Origin of the sequence: Chitinimonas sp. JJ19 (assembly GCF_036961565.1) — a bacterium.
Classification (GTDB): Bacteria; Pseudomonadota; Gammaproteobacteria; order Burkholderiales; family Chitinimonadaceae; genus Chitinimonas.
Genome location: NZ_JBAMDD010000005.1, coordinates 331,811 through 345,185 on the forward strand (window position 1 = coordinate 331,811; position 13,375 = coordinate 345,185).

Sequence of the window (13,375 nt, forward strand, 5' to 3'; positions counted from 1 at the left end):
TGCCTACCAACCAAACCAGGTACCCGCCATGCCAGCCACCTCCCTAGTTCTCGCCTTCCCTGCTGCCTCCCCCGCCGACACCGCCGGCTTTATGCTGGCCAAGCTGGCCTACCACACCGATGCCTGGGATGTGGCCGAGGACCTGCGCAACAACGTCAGTGAGATCGTGGTCATCGACACCCGTAGCGAAGCCCACTATGCCGCCGGCCATGTACCCGGCGCCATCAGCCTGCCGCACCGCCTGATGGATGCCTCCAGCACGGCGCAGCTCGACCGTAGCAAGACCTATATCACCTACTGCGATGGCATAGGCTGCAATGGCTCGACCAAGGGCGCCTACAAGATGGCCAGCCTGGGTTTCAGGGTCAAAGAGATGCTGGGTGGCCTGGATTTCTGGCAGCGCGACGGCCACCCCCTGGCCACCGGTACCGAACCCGGCAGCCTCTCTGGCCTTGCACCCGCCATTGTGTGCGGCTGCTGATATGAGGGGCCCGGCGACCATACGGCTGGCCACAGCGGCCGATGCCGCCAGCCTGGCCGGCCTGTGCGAAGAACATGCCCGCTACGAGCGCATCCCCTATCAGGCAGAGGGCCATGACCAGCGTCTTGCCACGGCACTGCAGCAGGCGCGCCTGCACGCCTGGCTGGCCGAGCAGTCCGGCGAAGTGCTGGGCTATGCCAGCACCACGCTGGATTACGCCACCCTGGCCGGCCGAGCCTATCTACACCTCGATTGCCTCTACCTGCGCCCCAATGCGCGCGGCCAGGGCCTGGGCCCAGCCTTGCTGGCAGCGGTTTGCCAGCATGGCCGTAGCCAGGGCTGCCAGGAGCTGCAGTGGCAGACGCCAGACTGGAACCAGGGCGCCATCCGCTTCTACCTGCGGCTGGGCGCCCAGCAGCGCAGCAAGGTCCGCTTCAGCCTGGAGCTATAGGCGGGCATCAGGGACGCCAGCAGGGCTAGTCACCGTCCAGCGATGGCTTGCGTTCATCATCGAAGCTCAGTTGGTTGCCCGCCGGAAAGCCATCACCACGCGGTCGCCATAGGCCTCGTCGGTCACCACCGATACCGTGCGTATCAGTTGCGCGCCCTGCAAGGCCACCCGGTCACATATCTTGGTGTCGCCGTCGTCATAGCGCAGGGTGGCCTGCTCGTGCTCGCCCTCGGGTGCACCCCAATCGAGATCGGGCACCAGCAGAAAATGCTCGCCGCCCTCGCTGTTGACCCGTCCGTCAAAGGGCACCACTTTTTCCTCCAGCACGCCGTTTGCCCCAAACCATTCAACTGCCGGCTCGCCGTTGCAGGTCTGGCGGAAGCTGCCATCGGCCTGTACCTGCAAGGTAAGGCCGTCGGTGGCTTCCAGCAGTGCCAGCAGTTCGGGGCTATGGCCGTACAACCAGTCCACCACGGCGCTATCGTCGTCATCCTCATCCGGCAGATCCAGTTCCACATTGATGTGGGCAGTGCTCACCAGATGCCATACGCCGACCAAGTCCTGTTCGTCCATTCCTCTACTCCTTGTCTGTTGTTGTTCGCTGGCTATCCACGCTCGCCAGGCTCGCCAATATAGTGGGGCGGGCGACGGTCAGTCCATGCCGCCACCACCCCGCCACAGCCGATACCGACCCGGCAGCAGCATCACCACGCTGCCCATAGACCTGCCCTGATGCGTCTTCGCTGCAATTTTTTTAGGCGAAAAGCCGCAGCCCAGGCAAGCCAAGGCCGCGCAAAATTTTTAATATTCTTATTTATTTTCAATAGCTTAATTGACCATGCCAACAGCATTAAGCGGCACTTCAAGCTAACTTAAGCCGCCGCCGCGCTGACATGACGATTGCATGATGTTGTAGTGCGCTCCGCAATTATTCACCTGTCATCAAACCACTAAGGAGAGCTTCAATGACACAGAACAAGCGCGTGGGTGCGACACGGATTGCCCTACTCGCCCTCGCGGTAGCCGGTGCGCTGCATGGCGAGGCCGCCACCCGTATCGACCTGGGCCAGAATGTACAACGCGATGGCGCCTTGGCCTCGGCCGATCTGCGAGCCACCCAACACAGCATGGCTACCGCCGACGGCGGTCGCAAGATCAAGTATCAACAGTACTACCAAGGCGTACGGGTTTGGGGCGAAACCGCACCCGTGGCCCACTTTGCCAAGCAAGGCAATGGCCTGGTCTCCAGCACACCGACGTTCAGCACCGGTGTCGTGGTCGATGGCATCGCCGCCGACCTGCCTTCGGCCCAGCCGCGCATGAGCAAGAACGATATCCAGAAACTGGTGCGCATGCTGGCCGCCCGCCAAGGTCTGATGGCCAACCGCGCCGAACTGGAACAAGCCGAGCTGCTGGTGCGCCTGGATGAAAAGAGCCGCGCCCAGCTGGTCTACATCGCCTCGCTGCATATCCCTGGCGATGAGCCTACCAGCCCCACCTTCATGCTGGACGCCAATACCGGCGCCGTGCTGATGAGCTGGGACAGCCTGGCCCACCGCGACGCGCATGGCCCCGGCGGCAATGAGAAGGTCGGCAAGTACATGTATGGCAAGGACTACAAGGCCCTGGACATCACGCAAGACTGCCGCTTCGATAGCGAGAACGTCACCACCATCGACCTGAAGAACGGCACGGCCAGCATCACCGCGCCCTACCAGATGGCCAGCTGCCCGGCCACCGGCACCCCGGTGAATGACTACCGCACCATCAACGGCGCCTACTCGCCAGTCAACGACGGCCATTACTTCGGCAATGTCATCTTCAATATGTACCGCGACTGGTACAACACCCGTCCGCTGACCCAGAAGCTGAAGGTGCGCGTGCACTACGGCAATGGCTATGAAAATGCCTTCTGGAACGGCGACAGCATGACCTTCGGTGACGGCGCCACCCGCTTCCACCCGCTGGTCTCGCTGGGTGTGATGGCCCACGAAGTGAGCCATGGCGTGACCACCCAGAGCTCCGGCCTGATCTACCGTGGCATGTCGGGCGGCATGAACGAAGCCTTCTCCGATATCGCAGCCATGGTGTCCGAGCAATACATGTACGGCAAGCCAACCTGGCTGATCGGCGGCGAGATCGTCAAGGGCGGCGCCGACAAGGCACTGCGCTACATGGCCGAGCCGGAGAAGGATGGCAAGTCCATTGGCCACGCCAGCAAGTTCACCGACAAGCTCAACGTGCACTACAGCAGCGGCGTGTACAACAAGGCCTTCTACACCCTGGCCACCACCAGCGGCTGGGATGCCCGCAAGGCATTCGACATCTTCCTGGGCGCCAACCGCCTGTACTGGAAGGCCAACAGCACCTTCAACGAAGGCGCTTGCGGTGTGATCCAGGCTGCGCGTGACAAGGCCTACAACACGGCCGACGTGATTGCCGCCTTCGACAAGGTCGGCGTGCGCTGCGATGGCACCACCCCGCCCGAGCCGCCCACCGGTGGCAGCCCCATTGCACTGAAGAGCGGTACGGCCGTCACCGGCATCAGCCTCAACGCTGCCGGCAAGCAGGTCTACACCATCGAAGTGCCGGCCAACGCCCGCTTCCTGGCCGTGCGTGCCGGTAGTGGCAGCGGCAATGCCAACCTCTACGCCAAGTTCGGCAGCGAGCCCAGCAAGAGCAGCAGCGATGCCAAGTCCGAAGGTAGCGCCAATGCCGAAGCCCTGGTGATACCGCAGCCCAAGGCCGGTCGTTACTACGTGTTGCTGGATGCCCCGGCTGCCGTTGCTGGCGCCTCGGTCATCGCCATCGCCCGTTGATGCCGTCAAGAACCCCTAACCGGACTAGCCCAACATGAAAGCTCCCTACTCCATCCTGGCCGCCTCGGTCGCCGCAGCCCTGCTCAGCACAGGCGCATTTGCCGCCGCTGGCGACAACCCCGAACTGGAACTGCCGCGCCGCGTGCAAACCGCCACCGCCACCATCCAGGGCACCAATACCCAGATGACCTACACGGTCGTCAACGGCATGGCCCTGCTGGGTGACATTGCCCTGGGCCGCCATGAAGACATCCAGCGCACCGGCATTCCGCCGCTGTTCGTGGGTGACTGGACCAAGCCGGTGTCGTCGCAACGCGGCGCCACTGCCCAGGACAACCACTTCAAGAGCGCCACCCGCTGGCCCAACAACACCCTGTACTACACCTTCGACCCGGTGCTGACGCAGAAGAAGCGCGACGTCATCATCGCCGGCATGAAGCTGATCACCGACAAGACGGCCATCAAGTTCGTCGAGCGGACCAATCAGCCCAACTACGCCAAGTTCACCTCCTCCGGTGGTTGCTGGGCCTATGCCGGCATGAAGGGCGGCGAACAGCCTATCTCCATCGGTGATGGCTGCGAGAAGGCCGGTGTGGTAGCCCATGAAATCATCCACACCCTGGGTTGGATGCATGAGCATATGCGCCCTGATCGCGACAACTACGTGACAGTGTTCGAAGAGAATATCTCCGATACCCTCAAGAGCCAGTTCACCAAGCTGCGCGCCGACCAGGTCGACTCGACCGGCAGCTACGATATCGACTCGGTGATGCACTACCCCACCTGGGCCTTCAGCAAGAACCAGAAGCCCACCATCCTGCCCAAGGACAGCAGCGTCGATCCCAAGCGCCTGGGTCAGCGTAACGACCTCAGCCCTGGCGATGTGGCCTCGCTGAAGCAGTTCTACCCTGGCGATAGCGGCACGGTGGATCTGAAGATCGCCCTGTCGGCCCTGGAACTGCAACTGGACCAGGACAAGAGCGGTTCGCTGACGCTGGACGTAGCCGGCAGCGAAGCCGAGCTCAAGGGCCTGAAGCTGGAAGCCACCTCGGACAACAGCTCGGTGATCACCAGCAGCGGCGTGGTGTTCGGCACCGGTATGGGCAACCAGCGCACCCTGCGCATCACCCCGGTGGCCAAGGCCTACGGTGTGGCCAATGTGACCGTGCGGGCCATTACCGCCAGCGGCAAGGAGGCCAAGGCCACCTTCAAGCTGACCGTAGTGAAGGATCCGAACGGTGGCGGCGGCAACGGCGGTGGTAATGGTGGCGGCAATGGTACCGAAAAGCCTTATGACAAGGCCGGCAAGTACCGTGGCGGTGATCGCGTCAGCTTCGAGGGCAAGGTTTACGAGCTGACCGTGATCGTCAAGGGCCAGAAGGTTACCAACTACTACATCTTCGGTTCGATGTGTCTGCCAGCCAGCTGCTCGGCCGAGAAGCAAGGCAACTACGGCGGCCTGACCTTCTACTGGTCGGTGGTCGGTGACAGCGGTGGCGGCGGTGGTCAGCCCAAGCCTGTTTGCGACACCGTGCTCGATACCCAGCGCAGCTACCAGATTGCCACAGCCGGTCAGCGTAAAGCCCTGGTTGCCATGGCCGATGTAGCCGGCGCACCTGCCATCCTGTGGCAGGACGGCGGTGCCCAGCGCTGGCAGCTGCAACGCAATGGCGAAGGTTTCTACAGCCTGGTCAGCCCCGCCGCCAAGCTGGCGCTGGAAGCCACGGGCACCGAACTGGTAGTGGCCAATGCATCGGCCAATGCCAGCCAACAGTTCTGCCCCAAGGCCAGCGGTTCGGCCTACCAGTTGGTATCGCGCCAAAGCGGCCGTGGTATCGGTGTCGCTAGCGAGGCAGATGGCGCAGCCGTCACCCCGGCAGTTGCATCCAACTGGCTGCTGACCGCACAGTAAAGCGGTCTGGACCCGCCCAGCTCCCGGTTCGTACTCCTCTGCGAACCCACTGGGCGGGTCCTTTGTCTCCCCTTTTTCTCCTCATGCATCCTTGGGCCACATCTGTGGCCCTTTTTTTGCCCGCTCGATATGCAGGGGGCACGTAGATGAGAAAAACAGGATAACGGTGACGGCAGGCAACAGCGCGGCCTCGCGGCAGCACCAGGCCCGGTGCGGCGAACATCAGTGTGAATAATATACAACGGGGCCGGACGGCCAGATGGGGAGCAGGCTGGAAGCCTTGTCAATGCTGGCTTTGCAGCTTGTCTATAACCCTGATCGGGTAAACGGAGCTTGCAAAACGGCGCAACCGTTCGTCCCAAAATATGACAATGTCATTGACATGATCTTGGTGATACGTGAGTATAACCTCACGTCATAACAATGCGCGAGCTATTCGCGCCTCGAAATCCCGTTTGCATACATGAATTTGCAGACAAACAGGGTCCGGATGCCTGCCCGGACCATGCCGTGGGTGACGAGATCTGCAATCCCAGGGAGCAGGCACAAAGGACGCCGTGAGTACGACGCGATAAAGACGTCGGCCGGGGACGTCTTCCCAAACATGTATACAAAGGATGCAATAGAGAAAATGGCTTTCAAACACGCCAAGCCTGCGCTTGCCCTGGTGGCCGCCGCAGTCAGCAGTTGCTTTATCAGTGCCAACGCCGCCAGCCTGCTGGCCCCTGCCCACAGCAATATGCCGGTGGAGCCGCAAGAAGCGGTCGTCGGCACGGCCACCCGTACCGACCCCAGCCCGACCAGCGATCCACGCATGATGGAACGCCGGCCGCTGTTGAAGTCCATGATGGCCGACGCCAACTGCAATGACACGGCCTTCGGCACCGCTCAGGGCGCCGCCCTGGTGAGCCTGATCAAGTCTTCCACCACCAATTGCGTGAATGGTCTGTTCAGCCTGACCGGCAGCAATGCCCGCAACACCTTCAACGAAGCCAAGATCATCACGGCACTGGAAGAACTGGGCCGCCTGGGCGCACGTTACGACGGCAGCAACAAGGACAGCATCCATCAGGTTGTACTGTTCCTGCGCGCTGGCTACTACGTGCAGTACTACCACGAGAAGGATGTGGGCGCTTACGGCCCGGCCGTCAAGGCTGCCCAGCAGAAGGCACTGGATGCCTTCTTCGGCAACAAGGCCATCTACACGGTTTCGCCCGATAACGGCAAGATCCTGGGCGAGGCCATCATCTTCATTGACAGCGCGGAAGAAAACGCCCGCTACATGCCGCTGATGAAGCAGATGCTGAATAGCTTTGGCGATGCCCAGCTGAAGGACAACTCGGTCCGCAACGCCTACAACAGCATTTTCAGCGTGTACTTCCGTGGCCATCAGAACGCCGATTTCCAGGCGCTGGTAAAGACTGACGGCAGCTACGCCACCGTCCTGCACGACTTCTACCGTCGCCAGTTCAAGCTGCGCGGTACGGGTTCCGAGTTCATGCTGGCCAACGCTGCCCGCGAGCTGGCCCGTTTCCTCAAGTATCCCGAGCGCAAGGCTGAAGTACAGCCCCTGCTGCGCGGCATGATTACCGACAACCCCATCAAGGGCGCCGGCTCCAGCATCTGGGCGGCCGCCGTGGATGGCGCAACCTATTACGACGGCAGCAACTGCAGCTACTACGGCACCTGTAACTATAAGGAAGACCTGAAGGCTGCCATCCTGCCCATCACCCACAAGTGCGGCCCCACGGTGACCATCCGCGCCCAGGAGATGACAGCCGAGCAGCTGGCCAACTCCTGTGACGTGCTGTCCAAGGAAGAGAAGCTGTTCCACTACGGCACCTTCGGCAACACCGACCCGCTGGCCAGCCCACCGGTGGCAAACGACAACAACACCAGCCTCGAAGTGGTGGTGTTCGACGACTACAACAATTACAACACCTACGCTGGCACGCTGTTCGGCATCAGCACCGACAACGGTGGCATGTATCTGGAAGGCAACCCGTCCAAGCCAGGCAACCAGGCTCGCTTTATCGCCCATGAAGCCTCGTGGAAGCGCCCGACCTTTGAAGTGTGGAACCTGCAGCATGAATACATCCACTACCTCGATGCCCGCTACAACCTGGAAGGCGACTTCGGCAAGTCCAACAAGTACGAAACCACCTGGTGGGGTGAGGGCGTAGCCGAGTATCTGTCCTATCAGAACAACTACAGCGCCGCGATCGACGAAGGCCGCAAGAACACCTACAAGCTGAGCACCATCTTCAAGAACAACTACAGCATGGCCGATTACAGCAATCGCGCCTATCGCTGGGGCTACCTGGCCGTGCGCTTCATGTACGAGCGCCAGCGGGCCGATCTGGAGAGCTTGCTGAGCAACACCCGCAGCGGCGACTACGCCAGCTATACCACCAAGCTGGCCAGCATGGGCGCTCGCCACGATGCCGAGTTTGCCCAGTGGCTGACCACGGTCGGCACCGGCGGCGAATTCGTCGGTGGCAAGCCCTTCGGCCCCAGCGGCAGCAATACCGCCCCGCAGCTGAATGGCCTGCGCGATGTCAGCAGCAATGTCGGCCAAGCCATCCCGGCCCTGAGCTTTATCGTGGCCGACAAGGAAACCGCTGCCGGTGAACTGAAGGTCACTGCCGTCGCCAGCGACAGCAGCCTGATCCCCGCCGGCGGCCTGATCCTGGGCGGCAGCAATGGCCAGCGCACGCTGACCATCAACCCGGCTGCCGGCAAGAGCGGCGAGGCCACCGTGACGGTGACCGTGTCGGACGGCAAGCTCAGCAGCCAGAGCAGCTTCAAGGTCAAGATCGCGGCCGTGGCAGGCAACACCGCACCACAGCTGAGTGGCCTTGCCAATGTCAGCACCAAGTTGGGCCAGGCCATACCCGCCATGCGCTTCAGCGTGACCGACAAGGAAACCGCCACCAGCCAGCTCAAGGTCACAGCCGTCGCCAGCGACAGCAACCTGATCCCCGCCAGCGGCCTGATCTTGGGCGGCAGCGATGGCCAGCGCACGCTGACCATTAACCCGGCTGCCGGCAAGACCGGCGAAACCACCGTGACGGTAACCGTCACGGACGGCAAGCTCAGCAGCCAGGCCAGCTTCAAGGTCACCATCGCCGCCGGTGCCGTCAATACCGCGCCGCAACTGAGCGGCCTGGTGGATGTCGCTGCCAAACTGGGCCAAGCCATACCCGCCATGCGCTTCAGCGTGGCCGATAAGGAAACCGCCGCCAGCCAGCTCAAGGTCACCGCCGTCGCCAGCGACAGCAGCCTGATCCCCGCCAGCGGCCTGGTTCTGGGCGGCAGCGATGGCCAGCGCACCCTGAGCATCATCCCGGCAGCCGGCAAGACGGGCGAAAGCACCGTCACCGTGACGGTCTCGGATGGCGCCCTGAGCAGCCAATCGAGCTTCAAGGTCAAGTTGTCGGCCGATGGTTCGACCTGCCCGGTCGAGCGCAAGGATTCGCTCAACGACGGCTGCGTGCGTACCAATATCGGCAGCAACTACTCGGCCTGGTACTGGATATATGTGCCGCAGGGCACCACCAGGCTAACCCTGACCACCAGCGGTGGCGAGGGCGATGCCGACATGTTCGTGAAGAGCCGCAACTGGCCGTCGCCGACTGACCACGACGCCAAGTCCAGCAACCCCGGCAACAACGAGCAGGTGGTGATAGAGAACCCGCAAGGGCGCACCTACTACCACATCCAGTTGCAAGCCAAGCAGAGCTTCAAGGGGCTTTCCCTCAGCGCCAAGCTGAACTAAGTCCAGGCGGGTACGGCCCTGACGGGGCGTGCCCGCTGTTGTACAGCGCGACTATCCAGCGCATCGGATGTTCGCCTGACGGTGCGTCTGCAAGGGCTTGCCCTCGCAACGCATCGTCCTCCCTGGCAAGGAGCCAGGACAGCCCAGCCATACCTGACTGGAACGCATAAACAACAAAGGCAAAATGCATGATGAAGAGAAGAGCGCCAGGCGCAAGCCGGCAAGCAATGTTGACGATGGCCATCGTGGCTGCCCTGGGTAGCCAGGCCGCCACCCGCATCGAACTGGGTCAGGGCGTACAATTCGAGGGTGCCCTGAGCGCCGCCGAACTGCGCCCCACCAGCGTCGAGATGACCACCGCAGATGGCAGCATCAAGCGCAAGTACCAGCAGTTCCACCAGGGTGTGCGCATCTGGGGTGAAGCAGCACCGGTCGCCCAGTTCAGCGTCGGTCAGGATGGCAAGCAGTCGGATGCGCCAGCCTTCAATGACGGCACCCTGATCGGCGGCCTGGCTGCCGATCTGCCCAATGCCAAGCCAGTGCTGTCGGAGGCGCAAGTGGCCTTCCTGACGCGCCAGCTGGCCCGTCGCCAAGGCCATGTGCTGAGCGCGGTCGAGCTGGAAAAGTCGGAACTGGTGGTGCGCCTGGATGAAAAGTCCCGCGCCCAGCTGGTCTACCTGACCTCCTTGCATATCCCGGGCGAAAAGCCTGCCAGCCCGAGCTTCATGATCGACGCCAATACCGGCGCGGTACTGATGAGCTGGGATGGCCTGGCCCACCGCGATGCGCACGGCCCCGGCGGCAACCCCAAGATGGGTCAGTACTACTATGGCAAGGAATACAAGGCCATGGAGATCACCAACGACTGCAGCTACGACAACGCCAATGTGGCTACCTATGACATGGGTAACCGCACCGCCGAAGTGCGCAGCCCCTACAAGCTGGCCAACTGCCCGGCCACCGGTATTCCGGTCAACACCCAGCGCGTAGCCAACGGCGCCTACTCGCCCCTGAACGATGGCCATTTCTTCGGCGGCGTGGTGTTCAACATGTTCCGCGACTGGTACGGCATCCGTCCCCTCAAGGACAAGCTGATCGTCCGCGTGCACTACGGCAACAACTACCAGAACGCATTCTGGGACGGCCAGCGCATGACCTTTGGCGATGGCGGCAGCAGCCTCTATCCGCTGGTGTCGCTGGGCGTGATGGCGCACGAAGTGAGCCACGGCGTGACCGAGCAGAATTCCGGCCTGGTGTATGCCCGTCAATCGGGTGGCATGAACGAAGCCTTCTCCGACATGTCGGCCCAGGCTGCCGAGTTCTACCACATGGGCAAGGCCTCGCTGCTGATCGGCGCCGAGATCTACAAGCGCCAGGGCCAGGCCATGCGCTACATGCTGAACCCTGAGCAGGATGGTGCTTCCATCGGCCACGCCAGCAAGTACAACGACAGCATGGACGTGCACCACTCCAGCGGCGTGTACAACAAGGCCTACGCCTTGCTGGCCACCACCAGCGGCTGGGATGCACGCAAGGCGTTCGACGTGTTCCTGGGCGCCAACCGCCTGTACTGGAAGGCCAACAGCACCTTTAACGAAGGCGCTTGTGGCGTGATCTCGGCAACCCGCGACAAGGGTTACAACATCAATGACGTGATCTCGGCCTTCGACAAGGTTGGCGTGCGTTGCGCCAGCGTGCCGCCGCAGCCGGGTAACACCGCCACTGCGATCGCCAACGGCGCCACCGTGAGCAACCTGCAAGCCAATGCTGCCGGCCAGCTGATGTATGTGGTGGATGTGCCAGCCAATGCCAGCTTCCTGACCGTGCGTCTGGGCAATGGCAGCGGCAACGCCAACCTCTACGTCAAGCAGGGTGCCCTGGCTTCGACCAGCAGTTTCGACGCGTCCTCGACCGGCGCCAGCAATGCTGAAACCGTGCTGATCAAGTCGCCCCGTGCCGGCAAGGCCTATCTGCTGATCGACGCCAAGGCCGCTGTGTCTGGCTTGTCGCTCTACGCCTACGCCCGTTGATATCGCGCCGTATCCAAGGAATAACAGATGAAGAAACCGCAACTGGCCCTGTTGGCCACCGCCATCGCGATGATGGGCAGCACTGTCTGGGCCGATGTCGGCACCACCCCTGAGCTGGACACCCCGCGCCGCATCGAAACCGCCACCGCCAAGATCCGTGGCACCGACCAGAACATGACCTATATGGTCATCGATGGCCGCGCCATGCTGGGCGACATCATGCTGGGCATGCACAAGGATGTGCAGACCAACGGCATCAACCTGCCCAAGCTGGACCTGCCCAAGGCCGCTGGCGACAAGCTGGATTCCGGCCGCGTCGTGGCCAAGGACAACCATTACAAGTCCGCCACCAGCTGGACCAACAACACCATGCCGTACACGTTCGATCCCTCGCTGAGCAAGGCGAAGCGGGATGCGATTGCCGTCGGCATGAAGCTGATCAGCGACAACACCAATATCCGCTTCGTTCCGCGCAGCAGCGAGACCAACTACGTCAAGTTCGTGTCTGACGGCGGCTGCTGGTCCTATGTCGGCATGATAGGCAAGGAACAGCCGATCTCCATCGGTGATGGCTGTGAGCGTAGCGGTACCGTCGCCCACGAAATCATGCACGCCCTGGGCTGGATGCACGAACAGATGCGCCCTGACCGCGACAACTACGTGCGTGTGGTGGAAGAAAACATCCAGGACGGCATGGCCAGCCAGTTCACCAAGCTGCGTGCCGACCAAGTCAACCCGGCCGGCGGCTACGATATCGACTCGGTGATGCACTACCCGAACTGGGCCTTCTCCAAGAACGGCAAGCCCACCATCGTGCCGCTGGACCCCAAGGTCGACCCCAGCCGCATGGGCCAGCGTAACCAGTTGAGCGCGGCCGATATCACCGCCATCAACAAGTTCTACCCCGCAGTGAACGGCAACGTGCCGCTGACCATGACCACCAGCACCAGCTCGGTCAGCTTCATGCAGGACAAGAGCGGCCAGTTCAGCCTGACCCTGGCCGGCAGCGATGCCGACCTGAAGTCGCTGCGCTTTGATATCCGCAGCGACAACAGCGCTGTGGTCGCTCCGGCAGGTGTGGTTGTGCAAGCCGGCACCGGCACCCAGCGCACCGTAACCATCACCCCGGTGGCCAAGGCCTCGGGCGTGGCCACCATCACCCTGCGCGCCATTGCGGCCTCGGGCAAGGAAGTCACGGCCAGCGTCAAGGTCACGGTCGCCAAGGACACCACCGGCGGCGGTGGCGGCGGTACCAGCACGGCCAAGCCGTATGACCGCGCAGCCAAGTACACCACCGGCAACCAGGTGAGCTTCGGCGGCAAGACCTACAGCATGACCGTAATGATCGACGGCAAGGTCTCCACCAGCTACTGGATCTGGGGCAGCTATTGCGAACCCGTCCGTTGCAGCCCGCAGACCCCGTTCGTCTACAGCAACTGGCTGAAGGTGTACTGGACTGAAGTCGGTGGCGGTGATGGCGGCGGTGGCACCACCCCAAAGCCGGCCTGCGAAACCGTGCTGGACGTCAAGCGCCAGTACCAGATCACCAGCAGCAGCCAGCGCAAGTCGCTGGTACCGGCCGGTGATGTGCAGAACGCCCCGATGATGCTGTGGCCTGATGCCGGCCAGCAACGCTGGAAGCTCACCCGCAATGCCGAGGGTTACTACGTGATCGCCAGCGCCGCCACCGGCCTGGCCCTGGATGTCGCCAACGGCGCCACCCTGGCAGGTAGCGAAGTGATCGTCTGGCCGGTGCACGGCGGTGCCAACCAGCAGTTCTGCCCCCGCGCCAGCGGTAGCGGCTACCAGCTGGTATCGCGCGGTGCCAACCTGCCGCTGGCTGCCGCCAGCGAGAACGATGGCGCTGCAGTGAAGCTATCCAGCGGCGCCGCCACCTGGTTGCT

8 protein-coding genes are annotated in these 13,375 nt (G+C 62.5%); 7 read left to right on the forward strand and 1 reads right to left on the reverse strand.

Annotation, left to right across the window (positions count from 1 at the left end):
* Window positions 1-28 precede the first annotated feature (28 nt).
* Complete coding sequence (locus V7714_RS08855) at window positions 29-481, forward strand: rhodanese-like domain-containing protein (protein WP_335709395.1); 453 nt, start codon at window positions 29-31, stop codon at window positions 479-481.
* A 1-nt stretch (window position 482) separates the two neighbouring features.
* A complete protein-coding gene (locus V7714_RS08860; RefSeq protein WP_335709396.1) occupies window positions 483-932 on the forward strand; it encodes a GNAT family N-acetyltransferase in 450 nt (149 codons plus the stop codon).
* Between the two features lie 66 nt (window positions 933-998).
* Here V7714_RS08860 and V7714_RS08865 read toward each other — a convergent pair whose 3' ends face one another.
* Window positions 999-1,505: a hypothetical protein gene (locus tag V7714_RS08865; protein WP_335709397.1), complete on the reverse strand. Its 507-nt coding sequence runs from the start codon at window positions 1,503-1,505 to the stop codon at window positions 999-1,001.
* 392 nt (window positions 1,506-1,897) lie between these two features.
* Here V7714_RS08865 and V7714_RS08870 point away from each other — a divergent pair, with 392 nt between their 5' ends.
* The 5 genes from V7714_RS08870 to V7714_RS08890 all read left to right on the forward strand — a co-directional run.
* Window positions 1,898-3,751, forward strand: coding sequence for a M4 family metallopeptidase (locus V7714_RS08870; RefSeq protein ID WP_335709398.1), 1,854 nt, complete (start codon window positions 1,898-1,900; stop codon window positions 3,749-3,751).
* Between the two features lie 34 nt (window positions 3,752-3,785).
* Window positions 3,786-5,663 (forward strand): M12 family metallopeptidase, encoded by a 1,878-nt coding sequence (locus tag V7714_RS08875; protein WP_335709399.1) that lies wholly within the window; start codon window positions 3,786-3,788, stop codon window positions 5,661-5,663.
* Window positions 5,664-6,294: 631 nt separating this feature from the next.
* The gene (locus V7714_RS08880) at window positions 6,295-9,441 is read left to right on the forward strand and encodes a collagenase (protein WP_335709400.1); all 3,147 of its coding nucleotides are present in this window, start codon (window positions 6,295-6,297) and stop codon (window positions 9,439-9,441) included.
* A 227-nt stretch (window positions 9,442-9,668) separates the two neighbouring features.
* Complete coding sequence (locus V7714_RS08885) at window positions 9,669-11,471, forward strand: M4 family metallopeptidase (RefSeq protein ID WP_335709401.1); 1,803 nt, start codon at window positions 9,669-9,671, stop codon at window positions 11,469-11,471.
* A 27-nt stretch (window positions 11,472-11,498) separates the two neighbouring features.
* Window positions 11,499-13,375: M12 family metallopeptidase (locus tag V7714_RS08890; protein WP_335709402.1), on the forward strand; the 1,877-nt coding region annotated here is incomplete at its 3' end.